18 protein-coding genes and 2 tRNA genes are annotated in these 18,140 nt (G+C 53.5%); 4 read left to right on the top strand and 16 right to left on the bottom strand.

The window, feature by feature from the left end; genetic code table 11:
- The first annotated feature begins 167 nt into the window (after positions 1-167).
- Positions 168-428 (top strand): YfhL family 4Fe-4S dicluster ferredoxin, encoded by a 261-nt coding sequence (locus OB87_RS11410; RefSeq protein WP_033569556.1) that lies wholly within the window; start codon positions 168-170, stop codon positions 426-428.
- Between the two features lie 48 nt (positions 429-476).
- Here OB87_RS11410 and acpS read toward each other — a convergent pair whose 3' ends face one another.
- The 11 genes from acpS to rpoE all read right to left on the bottom strand — a co-directional run bounded on the left by acpS (position 477) and on the right by rpoE (position 9,917).
- Positions 477-857, bottom strand: coding sequence for a holo-ACP synthase (gene acpS, locus OB87_RS11405; protein WP_033569555.1), 381 nt, complete (start codon positions 855-857; stop codon positions 477-479).
- The gene (gene pdxJ, locus OB87_RS11400; RefSeq protein WP_033569554.1) at positions 857-1,588 is read right to left on the bottom strand and encodes a pyridoxine 5'-phosphate synthase; all 732 of its coding nucleotides are present in this window, start codon (positions 1,586-1,588) and stop codon (positions 857-859) included. The genes acpS and pdxJ overlap by 1 nt, the downstream gene beginning before the upstream one ends.
- Positions 1,589-1,659: 71 nt before the next feature.
- Positions 1,660-2,394 carry a DNA repair protein RecO gene (gene recO, locus OB87_RS11395; RefSeq protein WP_033569553.1) on the bottom strand — a complete coding sequence of 245 codons (735 nt, stop codon included), beginning with the start codon at positions 2,392-2,394 and terminating at the stop codon, positions 1,660-1,662.
- Positions 2,395-2,405: 11 nt separating this feature from the next.
- Complete coding sequence (era, locus tag OB87_RS11390) at positions 2,406-3,311, bottom strand: GTPase Era (RefSeq protein ID WP_033569552.1); 906 nt, start codon at positions 3,309-3,311, stop codon at positions 2,406-2,408.
- Positions 3,308-3,988 carry a ribonuclease III gene (rnc, locus tag OB87_RS11385; protein ID WP_013319008.1) on the bottom strand — a complete coding sequence of 227 codons (681 nt, stop codon included), beginning with the start codon at positions 3,986-3,988 and terminating at the stop codon, positions 3,308-3,310. Before rnc ends, era begins: the two co-directional genes overlap by 4 nt.
- A 181-nt stretch (positions 3,989-4,169) precedes the next feature.
- Entirely contained in the window at positions 4,170-5,138 is a 969-nt protein-coding gene (gene lepB, locus OB87_RS11380) for a signal peptidase I (RefSeq protein WP_033569551.1), read from the bottom strand.
- Between the two features lie 16 nt (positions 5,139-5,154).
- A complete protein-coding gene (lepA, locus tag OB87_RS11375; protein ID WP_033569550.1) occupies positions 5,155-6,954 on the bottom strand; it encodes a translation elongation factor 4 in 1,800 nt (599 codons plus the stop codon).
- Positions 6,955-7,215: 261 nt separating this feature from the next.
- On the bottom strand, positions 7,216-7,686 hold the full coding sequence (rseC, locus tag OB87_RS11370) for a SoxR-reducing system protein RseC (protein WP_033569549.1): 471 nt from the start codon (positions 7,684-7,686) through the stop codon (positions 7,216-7,218).
- Positions 7,683-8,633: a sigma-E factor regulatory protein RseB gene (rseB, locus tag OB87_RS11365; protein ID WP_033569548.1), complete on the bottom strand. Its 951-nt coding sequence runs from the start codon at positions 8,631-8,633 to the stop codon at positions 7,683-7,685. The genes rseC and rseB overlap by 4 nt, the downstream gene beginning before the upstream one ends.
- Positions 8,633-9,292 carry an anti-sigma-E factor RseA gene (gene rseA, locus OB87_RS11360; RefSeq protein WP_033569547.1) on the bottom strand — a complete coding sequence of 220 codons (660 nt, stop codon included), beginning with the start codon at positions 9,290-9,292 and terminating at the stop codon, positions 8,633-8,635. Before rseA ends, rseB begins: the two co-directional genes overlap by 1 nt.
- Positions 9,293-9,341: 49 nt before the next feature.
- Entirely contained in the window at positions 9,342-9,917 is a 576-nt protein-coding gene (rpoE, locus tag OB87_RS11355; RefSeq protein ID WP_013319014.1) for an RNA polymerase sigma factor RpoE, read from the bottom strand.
- A 356-nt stretch (positions 9,918-10,273) separates the two neighbouring features.
- On the opposite strand from rpoE, the gene nadB reads away from it, so the two are divergent.
- The gene (nadB, locus tag OB87_RS11350; RefSeq protein WP_123250179.1) at positions 10,274-11,878 is read left to right on the top strand and encodes an L-aspartate oxidase; all 1,605 of its coding nucleotides are present in this window, start codon (positions 10,274-10,276) and stop codon (positions 11,876-11,878) included.
- A gap of 53 nt (positions 11,879-11,931) precedes the next feature.
- On the opposite strand, the gene trmN is transcribed toward nadB, so the two are convergent.
- On the bottom strand, positions 11,932-12,675 hold the full coding sequence (gene trmN, locus OB87_RS11345) for a tRNA(1)(Val) (adenine(37)-N(6))-methyltransferase TrmN (protein ID WP_033569545.1): 744 nt from the start codon (positions 12,673-12,675) through the stop codon (positions 11,932-11,934).
- Positions 12,676-12,809: 134 nt separating this feature from the next.
- Here trmN and srmB point away from each other — a divergent pair, with 134 nt between their 5' ends.
- Complete coding sequence (gene srmB, locus OB87_RS11340; protein WP_033569544.1) at positions 12,810-14,162, top strand: ATP-dependent RNA helicase SrmB; 1,353 nt, start codon at positions 12,810-12,812, stop codon at positions 14,160-14,162.
- 234 nt (positions 14,163-14,396) lie between these two features.
- On the opposite strand, the gene grcA is transcribed toward srmB, so the two are convergent.
- Positions 14,397-14,780: an autonomous glycyl radical cofactor GrcA gene (grcA, locus tag OB87_RS11335; protein WP_033569543.1), complete on the bottom strand. Its 384-nt coding sequence runs from the start codon at positions 14,778-14,780 to the stop codon at positions 14,397-14,399.
- A 428-nt stretch (positions 14,781-15,208) separates the two neighbouring features.
- On the opposite strand from grcA, the gene ung reads away from it, so the two are divergent.
- Positions 15,209-15,895, top strand: a complete 687-nt coding sequence (gene ung, locus OB87_RS11330; RefSeq protein ID WP_033569542.1) for a uracil-DNA glycosylase — start codon at positions 15,209-15,211, stop codon at positions 15,893-15,895.
- 137 nt (positions 15,896-16,032) lie between these two features.
- Here the strand turns inward: ung and OB87_RS11325 are convergent.
- The 3 genes from OB87_RS11325 to gltX form a co-directional block, all read right to left on the bottom strand.
- Positions 16,033-16,108 (bottom strand) — tRNA-Ala (locus OB87_RS11325).
- Between the two features lie 46 nt (positions 16,109-16,154).
- Positions 16,155-16,230, bottom strand: a tRNA-Ala gene (locus tag OB87_RS11320).
- A 227-nt stretch (positions 16,231-16,457) separates the two neighbouring features.
- Positions 16,458-17,873, bottom strand: coding sequence for a glutamate--tRNA ligase (gene gltX, locus OB87_RS11315; protein ID WP_033569541.1), 1,416 nt, complete (start codon positions 17,871-17,873; stop codon positions 16,458-16,460).
- Positions 17,874-18,140 lie beyond the last annotated feature (267 nt).

Here is an 18,140-nt window from a genome sequence, read left to right as displayed (position 1 = left end):
CGATCGCATAATAGTGATTAATGTCTTCGTCGTATAGTCTCTCAATCAAACGAATAACCTGTTTTTTTTAGCCCTTCTCCGTCAGCACCGTTTATGCTGCAACCAGGCTGTGTAACTAGCTCACAGAAGAGTATAATCGGCGGCTGATTTATGAAAGGAAAGAAGACATGGCGCTGCTGATTACCGCGAAATGCATTAACTGCGATATGTGTGAGCCGGAATGCCCCAATCAGGCAATCTCGATGGGGGATGAGATCTATGAAATTGACCCATTACGCTGCACCGAATGCGTCGGGCACTATGATACGCCAACCTGTCAGAAGGTCTGCCCGATAGACAACACCATTCTCAAAGACACGAACTACCAGGAAAACCACGATCAACTGTGGGAAAAATTTGTCCTGCTGCACCATGCCGACCAACTGTAGTTGTGTCGAGTATTGTTATGTCAGCCAAACCACTAATGCCGCTCAAGGTTAATTTTCAATAATCACCGTCGCACAAGCATAGTGGCGCTCATCGGCCAGCGAAACATGCACATGTCGGACCCCCATATCCTCGGCCAGTTCGGCAGCCCGCGCCAGAAACCGTAGGCACGGTTTACCCAGCGGATCATTCACAACTTCAAACTGCGCAAATGCCAGGCCATCCCGAATGCCAGTGCCAAATGCCTTGGCGGCAGCCTCTTTGACCGCAAAACGCTTAGCCAGAAACCGAACCGGCTGCGAATGGGCCTGATACTGCAACCACTCCTGTTCACTGAGCACGCGGCGAGCGAGACGATCACCGGAACGACCGGTGATCGCTTCAATGCGGGCGATTTCGACGATATCCGTACCCAGTCCCAGAATCGCCATCAGCGACGGGCTTCCCGCATCAGGGTCTTCATTTCTGCTACTGCCGACGGCAAACCACTCATCACCGCACGCCCGATAATGGCGTGACCAATGTTCAGCTCGTGCATTTCAGGCAGCGCCGCAATCGGCTGGACGTTATGATAGGTCAAACCATGACCAGCATTAACCTTGATGCCCCGGCCCGCCGCATAGGTCGCCGCCTCACGGATACGCTCAAATTCCTGCTGTCGGGCGGCGTCATTTTCCGCATCAGCATAAGCGCCGGTATGGATTTCAATATAAGGTGCACCGCTGGCTACCGCGGCGTCAATCTGGCCGTGATCAGCGTCGATAAACAGTGAGACTTGAATACCAGCCTGGCGTAATTGCGTTACTGCCGCGGTAATACGACCGAGCTGACCGGCCACGTCGAGTCCGCCTTCCGTCGTCACTTCCTGCCGTTTTTCCGGCACCAGGCAACAAAAATGCGGCTTCAGTTCGCAGGCTATCGCCAGCATTTCATCCGTTACCGCCATCTCCAGATTCATACGGGTCTGGATGGTCTGGCGCAGCAGGCGCACATCGCGATCGGTAATATGACGTCGATCTTCACGCAAGTGTACGGTAATACCGTCCGCTCCCGCCTGTTCCGCGACAAATGCCGCCTGTACCGGATCGGGATATGCCGTGCCACGCGCATTACGCAGGGTGGCGATATGGTCAATATTTACGCCCAACAACAACTCAGCCATGATCCATCCTTCAACAGTAAATGACCGCCGCAGTGTACACCCCGGCTGCGCATGACGATACCCTGACGTGACTAGTTGTTGCCGTCTGGCGATGCCTTATAGGGTTTAGGAATAAATTGTCGAAATAATTCACGGCTTTTCAGTGGCTTACCGCCAAGGTAGGGTTTGAGAGCCATACGTGTGAAACGCTTGGCGGCGCGCAAGGTGTCGATATCAGGAAACTCCCTTGACGCCAACGCCTGCAACTCGCGCCCGGTGAAACTGACGTTATCTACCACCAAACTGGCAATGAAGCCTTTTTCCGCCCGATAACGGTAGGTCATGGTATCAGCAACCGGCTCACCGCTACCGGCACAATGCAGGAAATCCACGCCATAACCGAGATGTTCCAGCAGTGCCAGTTCGAAACGGCGCAAGGCAGACTCAGGCGAACCGTTGGCGGCGGCCAACTGTTGCAGGCAATGGAGATAATCGAAAAACAGGGCGGAATAATCGGTTTCCAGTTCCAACACCCGCGTCAGCAACTCGTTCACGTACAAGCCGCTGTATAACAGTGGACCACTCAGTGGTAACGCCAGAGAAACCGGTTCGGCATTGCGCAGGGTTTTGACCTCGCCACGCCCACCCCACCGTACCAGCAGCGGCGTAAAAGGCTGGAGAGCGCCCTTGAGACTAGAGCGCCGCGCCCGAGCACCTTTCGCCAGCACCCGCACGCGGCCTTCATTTTCAGAAAACAGATCCAGCAGCAGGCTGGTTTCGCTATAAGGTCGCCCATGCAAGACAAATGCGCGCTGCCAGCCTTCCATCGGCGCACACCTTACAGATCGTCGATATAACCCAGGCTACGCAGCGCACGTTCATCGTCTGCCCAGCCAGATTTAACCTTCACCCACAGTTCCAGGTGCACTTTGGCCTCAAACATCTGTTCCATATCCTGACGCGCTTCGATGCCGATGGTTTTGATCTTGGCACCTTTGTTACCGATCACCATCTTCTTCTGGCCTTCACGCTCCACCAGAATCAAGCCGTTGATGTCGTAACCACCGCGTTCATTGGCAACAAAACGCTCGATTTCCACCGTAACCGAATACGGCAGCTCTTCGCCCAGAAAACGCATCAGCTTTTCGCGGATAATTTCCGACGCCATGAAACGCTGCGAGCGGTCGGTAATATAGTCTTCCGGGAAATGATGAATAGCCTGTGGCAGATGTTTGCGAACAATTGCGGCGACGGTATCGACATTGGTCCCCTTTTCCGCAGATATCGGCACCACATCGAGGAAATTCATCTTTTCGCTCAACATCTGGATATGCGGCAGCAATTTGGTTTTGTCCGCCACATTATCCACTTTATTGATGGCCAACAGCACCGGCGCTTTTTGGTCACGCAGCTTGTTTACCACCATTTCGTCATCATCGGTCCAGTGGGTGCCTTCCACCACAAAGATGATCAATTCCACATCACCGATCGAACTGCTGGCTGCACGGTTCATCAGGCGATTGATGGCGCGCTTTTCTTCAATGTGCAACCCAGGTGTATCCACATAGATAGCCTGATACGGCCCTTCGGTATGAATACCCATAATGCGGTGACGCGTCGTCTGCGGCTTACGAGAGGTAATGGATATCTTCTGCCCCAGCAGTTGGTTCAGCAAGGTGGATTTACCGACGTTTGGCCGGCCAACAATCGCGACAAAGCCGCAGTAGGTTTGTTCTTCGCTCATTCAAGCTCCAGCTTTTTCAGGGCCTGTTCCGCCGCCGCCTGTTCAGCTTTACGACGGCTTGACCCGGTACCCACTACCGGCTCGCTAAACCCGCTGACCTGGCAATGAATGGTGAACTCCTGATCGTGCGCCTCGCCACGCACCTGCACCACCAGATAGGTCGGCAATGGCAGGTGGCGTCCCTGCAGGAATTCCTGCAAGCGGGTTTTCGGATCTTTTTGCTTGTCGCCTGGGCTAATCTCATCCAGACGCGTCTGATACCATTGCAGAATCAGCCGTTCGACGGTCTGGATATTGCTGTCCAGAAACACACCGCCAATCAACGCTTCCACGGTATCCGCCAGAATTGACTCACGGCGAAAACCGCCGCTTTTCAATTCGCCAGGACCAAGACGCAGGCACTCGCCCAGTTCAAACTCTCGGGCAATCTCCGCCAGCGTATTCCCGCGCACCAGCGTAGCGCGCATCCGGCTCATATCGCCTTCGTCAACACGCGGAAACCGGTGGTACAGCGCATTGGCGATAACGAAACTCAGGATAGAATCCCCCAGGAATTCCAGCCGTTCGTTATGTTTACTGCTGGCACTACGGTGAGTCAGCGCCTGCAATAAAAGGTCATATTGTTGGAAAGTATAGCCCAGTTTTTTTTGTAAACGATTTATCAGGATGGGATTCATGTGCTACCAATAGATCTATAATGCCTTTTTAAACAACAGCATACGGAACAGCCCTGCCTTGCCACTAAAAAAGTCAAAACTGTTTCGTTTGCAGTGGCTCCCGCCCGGGAGCCAGCATTTATTATTCAGAAATATTCTACAACGGAAGTCGCAAATATGCTGCGAGTTTATTTACATTCAATTAATGAATTCCACCGATGCGGCTTAAACGTACACCAGTAGGCCATTCACCTTCTTGTTTTTCAAAACTCATCCAGATAGCTGTCGCCTTACCCACCAGATTCCGTTCCGGTACAAATCCCCAATAACGGCTGTCCGCGCTGTTATCACGGTTATCACCCATCATGAAGTAGTGACCGGCAGGCACCACCCAGGACCCCAGCGACTGACGCACCTGTTGGTAATACAGCCCAAGCTGATCCTGAGCACCTGGCACGGTGAGAATATTATGAGTAACTTCGCCCAACGTTTCCTTGCGAACCGCCATGCGAATGCCTTCACTCTTCTGACCAACCGGAATCTGGTAGAAACCGCTGGTCATCTCGCGCCCGGTTCCGCTGAATGTCTGTACGAAATCACTGGGTTCCACATTGCTGTAGGTCACCGGCAGAGCGTTGCCACAGCTCGGCTTGTCGCCGCATCCCGGCTGAATGGTGACTTGCTTGGCGATAGGGTCGTAACTGACGCGATCTCCCGGCAAACCGACAACACGCTTAATGTAGTCCAGACGCGGATTTTCCGGGTATTTGAATACCGCGATATCACCGCGTTTAGGGTGCCCGGTTTCAATCAAGGTGGTCTGCGTTATCGGGTCCTTGATGCCGTAAGCAAATTTTTCGACCAGAATGAAATCCCCGATCAACAGCGTCGGCATCATCGAACCGGAAGGGATCTGAAACGGTTCGAAAATAAATGAACGCACCACAAACACCAGCGCCAGCACTGGGAAAACCGACGCAAACGTCTCGATCCATCCCGGCTGTTTGATGCTGTTAACCAGCGTTTTCTCGTCAACAGCCCCATTAACCTGCTGACTCAGCGCGGAAATCTTGGCACGCCGCGCCGGCGCCCATTTGAACCGTTCCAGACACCAGACAATGCCGGTCACCAGCGTTGCCAATGCCAAAATCAGGGCAAACATATTGGCCATGCCAACTCCTCAGGGTTTACTTGCTTTCTTTTCCAACATGCAGAATGGCCAAAAACGCTTCCTGCGGCAGCTCGACGTTCCCTACCTGCTTCATGCGTTTCTTCCCTTCCTTCTGTTTCTGCAACAGTTTTTTCTTACGGCTGACGTCACCGCCGTAGCACTTCGCCAGAACGTTCTTGCGCAGCTGCTTCACGGTGGAACGAGCAATAATATGGTTGCCGATCGCCGCCTGAATCGCGATATCGAATTGCTGACGCGGGATCAGGTCTTTCATTTTTTCTACCAGCTCACGGCCGCGATACATCGAATTATCACGGTGGGTGATCAGCGCCAGCGCATCCACGCGTTCGCTGTTGATCAGCACGTCCACGCGCACCATGTCAGACGCCTGGAAGCGTTTGAAACCGTAATCCAACGAGGCATAACCACGAGAAGTGGACTTGAGGCGATCGAAGAAGTCGAGCACAACTTCTGCCATCGGAATGTCATAAGTCAGCGCCACTTGATTACCGTGATAGACCATGTTGGTCTGCACACCGCGTTTTTCCACGCACAGCGTAATCACATTGCCCAGATACTCCTGTGGCAACAGCATGTGACACTCGGCAATCGGCTCGCGCAGTTCTTCGATATTATTGACCGGCGGCAGCTTAGACGGGCTGTCGACATAGATCACGTCGTTGCCGGTGGTTTTCACCTCGTACACTACCGTCGGTGCAGTCGTGATCAGGTCGAGATCGTATTCACGCTCCAGACGCTCCTGAATGATCTCCATGTGCAGCAGACCAAGGAAACCGCAGCGGAAACCAAAGCCCAGCGCGGTGGAGCTTTCCGGTTCGTAAAACAGCGACGCATCATTCAGGCTGAGTTTGCCCAGCGCATCACGGAAGGCTTCATAGTCGTCGGAACTGACCGGGAACAGACCGGCGTACACCTGCGGTTTAACCTTTTTAAAGCCCGGCAGCGGCTTTTCAGCTGGTTTACGCGCCAGCGTCAGGGTATCGCCCACTGGCGCACCCAGGATGTCTTTGATGGCGCACACCAGCCAGCCTACTTCGCCGCATTGCAGCGCGTCGCGGTCCACCTGCTTGGGTGTAAAGATCCCGAGACGCTCAGCGTTGTACACCTGACCGGTGCTCATCACCTTGACCTTATCGCCTTTGCGCAACGTACCGTTCTTGATACGGATCAGCGACACTACGCCCAGGTAATTGTCGAACCAGGAATCGATGATCAGAGCCTGCAATGGCGCATCAGGATCGCCTTCCGGCTGCGGGATATCACGCACCAGACGCTCCAGCACATCCGGAACGCCTACGCCGGTCTTGGCAGAACAGCGCACCGCGTCGGTGGCATCAATGCCCACGATATCTTCGATTTCCTGACTAACGCGATCTGGATCCGCCGCTGGCAGGTCAATCTTGTTCAATACTGGCACCACTTCCAGATCCATTTCGATCGCGGTGTAGCAGTTGGCCAGCGTCTGTGCTTCAACCCCCTGCCCGGCGTCCACCACCAGCAGAGCCCCTTCGCAGGCAGCCAGAGAGCGGGAAACTTCATAGGAAAAGTCAACGTGGCCGGGGGTATCGATAAAGTTCAGTTGATAGGTTTCACCGTCAGAGGCTTTGTAGTCCAACGTCACGCTCTGAGCCTTGATGGTAATACCGCGCTCGCGCTCCAGATCCATGGAGTCCAGCACTTGCGCCTCCATTTCACGTTCGGACAAACCACCACAAATTTGAATAATGCGGTCAGAGAGCGTCGACTTACCGTGGTCGATGTGAGCAATAATGGAGAAATTTCGTATATGCTTCATTATAAAAGTTTTTCTACCTTGGTATTTCTGAAATTCTTGCCGAACGGCACGCGCAATGTGATGACAGCCATAGCCACTGTCATATACCTGAATCGCAGCATTCTACATGCCAGACGGTGGAAAACCTAGTCATGGTGTACCGAATCAATTCCTTGATTATGACAAGGTTGCGAATGAGAAGATGAAAGCAGAGGTAAAAAGTCGTTAAAAGCGAAATATGGGGGGGCAAACAGGCCGACCGACCTGCAAGCCGCCTGGGTTTCAGCGCCCCGATGTCATATCGGTACGTAATAGATTCTCCGGCAAGGCAACCTGCAAAATCACTGGCTGATAATGTTGGTTATTGCCAATTTTCGCCGATAAACGCTTTACAGCAGCGAAACTCACCGCCACGCCAACAAAGGCCCCTGCTACCGTCGCCAGTTCACTGCCCAGCCAGTACTGCATCAAGACAGCGCCCAGCATTAGCCCCAACAATGGCAACAAATAGACCAACATCGCCGAGCGCAGCAGGCTTGACTCCGCCAGGCCAATCTCCACCCGCTGACCAGGAAATAGTGGCTGCGAGTATGAGACGGTCAGTTGATGGGTTGCCGCGGCACCAATCTGGTTCAATACACCAGTGCCGCAAGAGGAGCGAGACTGACAGCTCTGGCAGCCGGAATGCTGTTCGCAATTCAGCACAGCAGTACCAGCCTGCCATGAAACCACCGTGGCCCACTCTTTGATCATGGCTGCGCCTTGAATATCACGTTGTCCGCGACGCGTTTGGCTGTCGCCAGCGGCAGTTCACCAATCACGGTGATCTCCCGGTTGTCACGTACTTCGGTATGAATAGTTCTACGACCCAGCGAGGCATTCTGGTCAGGATGATTGTCCCCAACCGGGCTGACATTGACGGAGAAACTGAACAATCCATCGCTGTAAAGACGCGATTCCACCAGACCCGTAACCCCCGGCAGCGGTCGCTGGCTACGTGACACTTCTTCTACGCCAACCGGTAGCCACTCCGTCACCCAGTTGAAATTCGCGGTGGACGTGGTGGGAATACTGAGCAGCGGTGGCTGGCTGATTTTGTCCATCTGCTTCATCGCAAGCTGCACATTTTTATCCACTGTTACGGAAATCGCCCGGTACTGTTCGAGCAAATCACCGTTCTGATCGAGCAAATCTACCCGCAACGGTAAACGCGACTCGGCATCAAGACAGACGATATAGCTGAAACGGGTGCCATCACGGGAAACGATTCTCACCACGTCCCCCTGGCGATCCGCCAGACGAATACGGCCGGTAGGAATGAAATCGTAATAAGCGGACAACCGCTCCATATTGGCAAAAATCAGAGCAGGCAATGAGTCAACAATATGGTCACCTGACAGGGTGAACGGTTCGGCATCCGCTTCAAAATAGCTAATGTCACTACCGCGTTGAATCACTTCTCGCTTGGGCCCGTCCAGATGGATCAGCTCAGCCAGCGTCTCGCCATTTTGCACCGAATGACGGTAGCGTAATGACTCAATGCCCTGCCGGGAAACGCTGATGTAGTAAATTTCGTAGTTCAGTGATCGGCTGGCGCTGCTCATCTGCTGCAACAACGCCCCGGAATCACTTGCCGGGGCGAGGGAGGAGTAAGACAGGCTGCCTAACAATATGCATACGGCAAACCAGGAGCGCTTCATTACTGCGGCTGAATTCCTAATGACTGAGTACCAGGCACCTGTACGGCGGCTTGCTGTTGATTCCCCTGCGATTGCAGTTGTTCGGAATGCACACGGCGTTGCAATTCATAGTCCTGCAACAGCGCATTGATGCGCTCATGCTGAGCCTGCATCTGACGCTGCCCGGTATGCGCTACACTGTTTTCAGCCGGTACGCTCAGGCTGACCGGAGACGCCGACCCACCCATCACAGGCAATGTACTGAGCGCCGGTGCTGTATCCGCCATATTGTCGCTCACTGCATTGTTTTGCTGGTAATGCTGCACACCGACAATCACCGCCAGCGAAACACAAGCCGCCACGCCAATCTGCGTCAGATGACTAGCCAGAGGACGAACCTTGCGCCAGAACGACAACGCCTGCCAGGTCTGGGGATGAGGCTGAGATTCCGGTACGGCTTGTGGATTAAACTGCACCGGTTCTTGTTCGAGGGCGGCGGCAACCCGAGCAGCGAAATCGACATTCATCAGGGTTTCGCTGACATCACCTCGCAAAGTGTCACGCACCAGGTGATAACGCTGCCAGCTTTGCTGCAACTTGTCGTCTTTCGACAAGGCACCCAGCAGTGCATTATCCACTGCCTCACCATCCATTAAAGCGGAAAGTTTTTCTTTCTGCATAACTTCACCTTACCTTGTCAAACCCGTCATGAGTAACGTTAAGAACAAGCTAACGCTGAATAAGCGGTTGCACTTTATTATCAATTGCTTCCCGTGCGCGGAATATACGCGAGCGGACAGTACCGACCGGGCAATCCATGATGGCGGCAATTTCCTCATAGCTCAGCCCATCCAGTTCACGCAGCGTAATTGCCAAACGCAAATCCTCTGGCAATGACTCGATAGTATGGAAAACGATCCGTCGTAACTCCTCAGACAACATTAAGTTCTCAGGGTTCGATATTTCTTTCAACGCGCTGGCATTTTCGTAATTTTCCGCGTCGTTGGCATCCACATCGCTGGACGGCGGACGCCGCCCCTGAGCCACCAGATAATTCTTCGCCGTGTTGACGGCAATACGGTACAGCCAGGTGTAAAAGGCACTCTCGCCACGAAACGATTCCAGCGCGCGATAGGCTTTAATAAACGATTCCTGCGCCACATCGGGCACGTCCCCAGCGGGAACGTAACGCGATACCAGGCTCGCCACTTTATGCTGATAACGGACGACCAGTAAATTAAACGCCTTTCTGTCGCCTTTCTGGACCCGCTCAACCAGCACCTGATCCGCTAACTGCTCGCTCATCCGAGATCATGTCTCCCCAAAACCGTGTCACCACGCCTAAGTCACGTACTGCCAGCCATATATCTGAAATCGAGCAAGCATCGGGTTGGAGTCTTTCTACATCATAAAGTTCCGTTGCATGACGCATTTTTTGCATCTTGCCGGATACCCGTTGCATACCACCGTGCCGCCCTCCGGGGTTTTATTCTCATCGCTGCCCCGTACAACCGCAAAAATCATACGTCAAAAGCCCGCTGCTGGCACCCGTTCTACGGTTTCACACCATCTTCGTTTAATTTATAAAACAAAAAAAATGCATAAAAGCTAATTATCGTGCTAAATTCAAAAATAGTGTTTTGTAAATTAAACGAAAAGCGATGATGTCGTCTCCCCAAAACTACCATTGTGATGTGCTGATCATCGGCAGCGGTGCCGCCGGGTTATCACTGGCGCTGCGTTTGGCGTCTCATGCTCGCGTGATGGTGCTCAGCAAAGGGCCACTGAGCGAAAGCGCCACCTTTTATGCACAAGGCGGGATTGCCGCGGTGTTTGATGAAACCGATAGCATCGATGCCCACATCGACGATACGTTGATTGCTGGCGACGGTTTGTGTGACCGGGAAGCCGTATCATTTATTGCCCGTAACGCCCGTCATTGCGTGCAATGGCTGATCGATCAGGGCGTTCGGTTCGATACCGAAACCGCGCCGCACGGCGAAGCACGTTATCATCTGACGCGCGAAGGAGGTCACAGCCATCGCCGTATCCTGCACGCCGCAGACGCCACCGGTAAAGCTGTGGAAACCACCCTGGTCAGCCAGGTGAGACAGCATCCCAATATCGTATTGTTGGAGCGTTGTAATGCGGTGGACTTGATCACCTCTAGCAAGCTCGGCCTGCCCGGCCACAAACGGGTGGTCGGCGCTTACCTGTGGAACAGGGAAAAAGAGCATGTTGAATCGTGCCGCGCCAAAGCCGTCGTGCTCGCCACCGGTGGTGCGTCCAAGGTTTACCAGTACACCACCAACCCCGATATTTCTTCCGGCGACGGCATCGCCATGGCCTGGCGTGCAGGTTGCCGGGTGGCGAACATGGAATTCAACCAGTTTCACCCCACCTGTTTGTACCATCCACAGGCCCGAAATTTTTTGCTGACCGAAGCACTGCGTGGTGAGGGCGCCTGGCTGATACGCCCGGACGGCAGTCGCTTTATGCCAGCCTTCGATAAACGCGCAGAACTCGCTCCACGGGATATTGTCGCCAGGGCGATAGACCACGAAATGAAGCGACTGGGCGCGGACTGCATGTATCTGGACATCAGCCACAAACCGGCAGATTTCATTACGCAGCATTTCCCCACTATCCATGAAAAACTGTTGTCGTTGGGTCTTGATCTGACCCGCGAGCCGATCCCCATCGTCCCCGCCGCGCACTACACTTGCGGCGGCGTGGTGGTTGACCAGCAAGGACGCACCGACCTGGACGGTCTGTATGCGATTGGCGAGGTCAGTTATACCGGCCTGCATGGCGCTAATCGTATGGCGTCCAACTCGCTGTTGGAGTGCCTGGTGTACGGATGGTCCGCCGCGGAAGACATTCTGCAACATTTGCCGGAGAAAACGCTGGTCGAGTCGCTGCCCAATTGGGACGAAAGCCAGGTGGAAAACTCGGACGAAAGAGTCGTGATTCAACACAACTGGCACGAGCTGCGGTTATTGATGTGGGATTACGTCGGTATCGTGCGCACGACAAAAAGGCTGGAGCGCGCGCAACGGCGTATCATGCTGCTGCAGCAGGAAATCAGTGAGTATTATGCCCACTTCCGCCTTTCCAATAATCTACTGGAATTACGCAACCTGGTTCAGGTAGCCGAATTGATTGTACGCTGCGCACTGGCGCGCAAAGAAAGCCGGGGGTTGCACTACACGCTTGATTATCCACAACGGGAAGAAAAAGCACATCCCACCATCCTACATCCCTGATGCTGAATGCCGGGCCTACGCCCGGCCACCGGCTAAAAATCCCATAAACGCGTTTACATCGATAAATAAAAATCCCGTGTCAGCGCCTGAAACGACGCTGAATACTGACGATTATCGTCACGAATGATTAATGATGTCCGCTCCACTGGCATGGGCTGTCGTCCTAACGACAGCAGCACCCGGTTTACCGGCCGGGATGCATTATCCGCGACATCAACCCTGGCATCGACATGCCACGCCAGTTGCTGCGCCAGTTTCAGAAAGTTATCCGCCGCTTGTACCGGCAACACCACGCAAAATCGCCCGTCTGTCGTCAGTAACCGGCTGACGCAATCCAATAACGTTTCGTGCGTCAACGTGGTGGTATAACGCGCCTGCGCACGCTGGGCTGAAGCGCAGTCAACACCGGGGGAAAAATAAGGCGGATTACTGACAATCAGTGAATAGCGAAATTCGGCAGTACGGGCATACGCAAGAATATCGGCCTGATGAATCCGTATACTCTCGGCCCAGGGCGACGCCGCTGCATTGTCTGCCGCCTGCTCGCTGGCAGCAGCATCCAGCTCGACCCCATCAACCGACACTCGGCCACCGCAGCGCTGCGCCAGCATCAGAGCAATCAGACCGGAACCGCAGCCGATATCCAGTATTCGCGACGCCTGCCGCAACGGTGCCCACGCCCCCAGCAGCACACCATCGGTGCCGACTTTCATCGCACAGCGGTCGTGCGCCACGAAAAATTGTTTGAAGGTAAAACCCCCCGCGCGTAACGCTGGTGTATGCTGCAAAGACGTCATTGTTGTGCCATTTATTGCTAAACCGGGGTTAGCATAGGAGAAACGCCAGCCCAGGAAAAGTGGTCGAGGCCGCTTAAACAGATGAACAACCCCGCCAATGCGTCTATAATCAGCGCCCCGAACAGAGGTAGACCATGACTGCGACCAATTTTTCCGAGTTTGATCTTGACGACAGCCTGCTTGACGCCCTGCGCGACATGGGCTTCAGCCGCCCGACCGCCATTCAGGCTGAGGCGATTCCCCCGGCGATGGAAGGACGGGATGTACTAGGCTCTGCGCCGACTGGAACCGGTAAAACCGCAGCCTATCTGCTGCCGGTATTGCAGCATCTGTTAGATTTTCCACGTAAAAAATCCGGCCCACCGCGTATCCTGATTCTGACCCCAACCCGTGAATTGGCTATGCAAGTGGCGGATCAGGCTCGGACGTTGGCCGCTCACACGCATCTGGACATTGCCACCATCACTGGCGGCGTGGCTTACATGAATCACGCCGAAGTGTTCAGCGAGAATCAGGATGTCGTGGTCGCTACCACCGGTCGCCTGTTGCAATACATCAAAGAAGAGAATTTTGACTGCCGCGCAGTGGAAACACTGATTCTGGATGAAGCCGACCGTATGCTGGACATGGGTTTCGCCCAGGATATCGAGCATATCGCCGGGGAAACCCGCTGGCGCAAGCAGACCATGCTGTTCTCCGCCACGCTGGAAGGCGACGCCATTCAGGATTTCGCCGAGCGTCTGCTAAACGACCCCATCGAAGTAGAAGCCGAACCGTCACGACGTGAGCGCAAGAAAATCCTGCAATGGTACTACCGCGCCGACGATGTTCAGCACAAAACCGCCCTGTTGAGCCACCTGCTCAAGCAGCCAGACGTAACCCGTTCGATTGTGTTCGTGCGTAAGCGCGAGCGCGTACATGAACTGGTAGACTGGCTGCGTGCGGCAGGCATTGAGTCCTGCTATCTGGAAGGGGAAATGGTGCAGGCCAAGCGCAACGAAGCCATCAAACGGTTGAGCGAAGGCCGGGTAAAAGTATTGGTTGCCACTGATGTCGCTGCCCGTGGTCTGGATATTCAAGACGTCAGCCACGTGTTCAACTTTGATTTGCCGCGCACCTCAGACGTTTACCTGCACCGCATCGGCCGTACCGGCCGCGCTGGTCGTAAAGGTTGCGCCGTCTCGCTGGTGGAAGCGCATGACTACCTGCTGCTGGAGAAAATCGGCCGTTATCTGAATGAGCCGCTAAAAGCACGTGTGGTCGATGAACTACGTCCAACAACACGGGCTCCGAGCCCCAAAACCACCGGCAAGCCGTCTAAGAAAGTGTTGGCCAAGCGTAAAGAGCTGAAGCAAAAAGAGAAAGAAAAACAGAAGGCGAAGGTCAAAGTGCGTCATCGCGACAGTAAAAATGTCGGTAAACGCCGACAGCCCAGTGCCAAAGCGCCAGTCGATCCACAAAAAGAAAAACCAGCGGATAACAGCTGAACCAACCGGTCGATATTCTGATCGGCTAATGCCAAGAAAGGAGCCAGACGGCTCCTTTCTTGTTACCGGTAAGAAGAACGTGCGCCCTTAATGTCACAGCACGCTATCGTCTTCAACACCCATCCGCTCGCACTATCAACCACAGTAGTCGCACTGCCTCTCCAGAAAAAACAATGCCGGACACCTTAGGTGACCGGCATTAACCAGGTAGAGGTCTGTTTTACCGACGGGCGCTTACAGGCTTTCGGTAAATGTACGGGTGATCACGTCGCGCTGCTGTTCCGGCGTCAGCGAGTTAAAACGCACAGCATAACCGGACACACGAATGGTCAGCTGCGGGTATTTTTCCGGATGTTTAACCGCATCTTCCAGCGTTTCACGGCGCAGCACGTTCACGTTCAGATGCTGACCACCTTCAACACGGACTTCCGGTTTGATTTCCAGCGGCACTTCACGATATTCGAACTGACCCAGATCGCTGACAGCAACGATCTGATCTTCGTTGAAATCGGATTTGGCACACACACAACGCGCCTGCGATTTCTCTTCGTCCAGCAGCCAGAAAGAGTTAACCAGGGCATTGTTATTTGCTTTGGTGATTTGAATACCTGTAACCATTATTGCCTCCGTTAAGCGGCGTCTTATTGAACCGAATACAAAATCCACGGCCGGTAACAAATCGCCAACGACATTAACGCCAGCGCAAAACCAACCGAATCTGGTTACCTGTATACCAGTCCTTCCTCGGCCACTCTTTGATATAAGTCAATTTATGCCGGGTGCCATTTGGCGTAAAAACCATAATCACTTGTTTTATATCAATTTACACCAAAAACACGGATGCAATTATTTTTGTAAATTTTAAAAAAAATCAGCAAATAACGATTCATCACCCGACAGAGGTGGTTAATGGTTTTCCCTGTTCAGCTTTGACGGTAAGCTTACCCATCAGGACTGACTAATCAGGCTGCACTTTAGCCAAATGATATTCAGGCGACAGTCACTAGCGCATTGAACTCATTACCGTATTGAACAAAGAGCCTCCCATGACCACTTCCCTGACCTGGCACGACGTGCTGGCCCAAGAGAAAGAACTACCCTATTTCGTCAATACGTTGTCGTTCATTCACCAGGAACGTACAGCTGGCAAAGTGATCTACCCGCCGCAGAAAGACGTCTTCAACGCCTTTCGTTTTACTGAATTCCACGATGTCAAAGTGGTGATCCTGGGGCAGGACCCGTATCACGGCCCGAATCAGGCGCATGGGTTGTCGTTTTCGGTTCGCCCAGGCGTACCCGCACCGCCATCACTGGTTAATATCTACAAAGAGCTTGCTAACGATATTCCTGGGTTTGAAATTCCGTCTCACGGCTTTTTGCAGAGCTGGGCGCAGCAAGGCGTGATGTTGCTCAATACCGTGTTGACGGTGGAAGCGGGCAAAGCGCATTCACACGCCAATCTGGGCTGGGAAACCTTTACCGACAAAGTGATCGAAAAACTAAACTCGCACCGGGAAGGCATTGTATTCCTGCTGTGGGGTGCGCACGCGCAAAAAAAAGGCAGCATTATTGATACGCAGCGGCATCATGTGCTGAAGGCCCCGCATCCTTCGCCCTTATCGGCTCATCGTGGTTTTTTAGGGTGCCATCATTTCTCCAGAACCAATCAGTTGCTGGAGCAACAGGGCGATATGCCGATCAACTGGACACCCCGCTTGCCGGAAAATTCATAATACGCCGCGTCATTGTCTTGGCTGGCCAGAGGCTTTTGGCTTGTCGGAGACAATGACCATAAGTTTAGCGCGAAATCGGGAAACGAAGGTCAGGTGTATGCGTTAAAGAAAATAAGGAGAATACTACGAAAGGAATTTGGTGGAGCTAAGCGGGATCGAACCGCTGACCTCTTGCATGCCATGCAAGCGCTCTCCCAGCTGAGCTATAGCCCCACACGAGATGATACTGTCAAAACCGAACCTTTATGGGGTGAAGGTTTGGTGGAGCTAAGCGGGATCGAACCGCTGACCTCTTGCATGCCATGCAAGCGCTCTCCCAGCTGAGCTATAGCCCCGTATCGACACTGTATCGTGTGAACGGGTCGCATGATATGCAACGCCCCTAACCCTGTCAACGCCAAAATCCATTTATCCGATCAACCGCTGAAAAAGCCGTCAAAGTACAGCGAGAATGGCAACATACGGAAAAAGCGGCGGGCATTCAGGCGTAAAAGCCGCCGTAGATCAACCACCCAGACCCCGGCGTGCCGAGGTCTGGGTTAACGATAGGCAAGGTTAGCGATTACTGTTGTGCTTCGCGTTCACTGATAAACGCCAGCGCTCGATCGATGCGCGTTAGCGTACGCGACTGACCAATGGTATGTACCGTCACATCAACGCCCGGAGACTGGCCTGCACCGGTTACCGCCACACGCAATGGCATCCCGACTTTGCCCATCCCTTGTTGCAATTCATCAGCGGTGCCCTGAATGGCATGGTGGATGTTTTCCGGCGTCCAGTCGATGATGGCCGCCAGCTTGCTGCGTACCAGCTCCAGCGGCTGACGCGCTACCGGGCGCAGGTGTTTCTTCGCTGCATCAGCGTCAAATTCGGCAAACTCTTCATAGAAGTAGCGGCAGGACTCGGCGATTTCCTTCAACGTCTTGCAACGTTCACCCAGTAACGTCACCAGCTCGCTCAATTGCGGGCCGGTACGGGTGTCGATACCTGCCTGTTCGATATGCCAGGACAAGTGGGTCGCCACATATTCCGGCGGCAGGTGGTTAATATAGTGGTGGTTCAGCCACTGCAGCTTCTCGGTATTGAACGCACTGGCGGATTTACTGACAGCATCCAGCGAGAACAGCTGTTTCATCTCATCAATAGAGAAGATTTCCTGATCGCCGTGAGCCCAACCCAAACGCACCAGATAGTTGAGCAGCGCTTCCGGCAGGTAGCCATCATCACGATACTGCATCACACCCACCGCGCCGTGACGTTTAGACAGTTTCTTGCCGTCATCCCCCAGAATCATGGAGACGTGCGCGTATTCCGGCACCGGCGCGCCCAGCGCTTTAAGAATATTGATCTGCCGTGGCGTATTGTTGATATGGTCTTCACCGCGGATAACGTGGGTAATGCCCATATCCCAGTCATCGATCACTACACAGAAGTTATAGGTCGGTGAACCGTCTGTACGACGGATGATCAGGTCATCCAGCTCAAGGTTACTGAATTCGATAGGACCACGAATGCGATCATCAAAAACAACAGAACCGTCTTGCGGGTTACGGAAACGCACCACATGCGGTTCATCATCTGCGTGATGTTGGTGAGAATCGCGGCAGCAACCGTCATAACGCGGTTTATCACCATTAGCCATCTGCTGCTCACGCAGGGTTTCCAGACGCTCTTTGGAACAATAGCACTTATACGCCGTGCCATTTTCCAACATCTGGTCGATAACCGCGTTATAGCGGTCAAAACGTTTGGTCTGATAGTACGGGCCTTCATCCCACTCCAGATTCAACCAGTTCATGCCGTCCATAATGGCGTCAATCGCCTCTTTGGTCGAACGCTCCAGATCGGTATCTTCAATACGCAGAACAAACTCGCCACCATGATGACGAGCAAACAACCAGGAATACAGCGCGGTACGGGCACCGCCAACGTGAAGATAACCAGTCGGGCTGGGCGCAAAGCGGGTTTTGATTTTCATTGGGATTACGGCCTTCATTAGACAGCAACGGTCGGTCAACACCAACCAGGATTCCGGACTGTGCCCCGCCATCAAGGGTGAGCGCCATCAGCGCGCGGCACAGCCTGCTTAAAGTGGGCAATATTCTATCACTCCCCCCCGATTCCTCAACGCTATAACCGCATCGCTCCAGGCCTAACACAGGTAAAATGCGCAAGGATTCAACGATAACGCCCATAAATACGGCATATCGACTAATTTTACAACGAACGACTATTTTCGTTTTAA

Origin of the sequence: Dickeya undicola, assembly GCF_000784735.1 — a bacterium.
GTDB lineage: Bacteria > Pseudomonadota > Gammaproteobacteria > Enterobacterales > Enterobacteriaceae > Dickeya > Dickeya undicola.
This window is presented reverse-complemented; position numbering and strand designations above follow the sequence as displayed.

Coding starts and splice junctions, on each gene's coding strand:
- pdxJ (WP_033569554.1), bottom strand. CDS start 1,588: ATGGCTGAGTTGTTGTTGGGCGTAAATATTGACCATATCGCCACCCTG.
- lepA (WP_033569550.1), bottom strand. CDS start 6,954: ATGAAGCATATACGAAATTTCTCCATTATTGCTCACATCGACCACGGT.
- rseA (WP_033569547.1), bottom strand. CDS start 9,292: ATGCAGAAAGAAAAACTTTCCGCTTTAATGGATGGTGAGGCAGTGGAT.
- era (WP_033569552.1), bottom strand. CDS start 3,311: ATGAGCGAAGAACAAACCTACTGCGGCTTTGTCGCGATTGTTGGCCGG.
- lepB (WP_033569551.1), bottom strand. CDS start 5,138: ATGGCCAATATGTTTGCCCTGATTTTGGCATTGGCAACGCTGGTGACC.
- rpoE (WP_013319014.1), bottom strand. CDS start 9,917: ATGAGCGAGCAGTTAGCGGATCAGGTGCTGGTTGAGCGGGTCCAGAAA.
- trmN (WP_033569545.1), bottom strand. CDS start 12,675: ATGACGTCTTTGCAGCATACACCAGCGTTACGCGCGGGGGGTTTTACC.
- recO (WP_033569553.1), bottom strand. CDS start 2,394: ATGGAAGGCTGGCAGCGCGCATTTGTCTTGCATGGGCGACCTTATAGC.
- rnc (WP_013319008.1), bottom strand. CDS start 3,988: ATGAATCCCATCCTGATAAATCGTTTACAAAAAAAACTGGGCTATACT.
- srmB (WP_033569544.1), top strand. CDS start 12,810: ATGACTGCGACCAATTTTTCCGAGTTTGATCTTGACGACAGCCTGCTT.
- rseC (WP_033569549.1), bottom strand. CDS start 7,686: ATGATCAAAGAGTGGGCCACGGTGGTTTCATGGCAGGCTGGTACTGCT.
- ung (WP_033569542.1), top strand. CDS start 15,209: ATGACCACTTCCCTGACCTGGCACGACGTGCTGGCCCAAGAGAAAGAA.
- grcA (WP_033569543.1), bottom strand. CDS start 14,780: ATGGTTACAGGTATTCAAATCACCAAAGCAAATAACAATGCCCTGGTT.
- OB87_RS11410 (WP_033569556.1), top strand. CDS start 168: ATGGCGCTGCTGATTACCGCGAAATGCATTAACTGCGATATGTGTGAG.
- acpS (WP_033569555.1), bottom strand. CDS start 857: ATGGCGATTCTGGGACTGGGTACGGATATCGTCGAAATCGCCCGCATT.
- rseB (WP_033569548.1), bottom strand. CDS start 8,633: ATGAAGCGCTCCTGGTTTGCCGTATGCATATTGTTAGGCAGCCTGTCT.
- nadB (WP_123250179.1), top strand. CDS start 10,274: ATGATGTCGTCTCCCCAAAACTACCATTGTGATGTGCTGATCATCGGC.
- gltX (WP_033569541.1), bottom strand. CDS start 17,873: ATGAAAATCAAAACCCGCTTTGCGCCCAGCCCGACTGGTTATCTTCAC.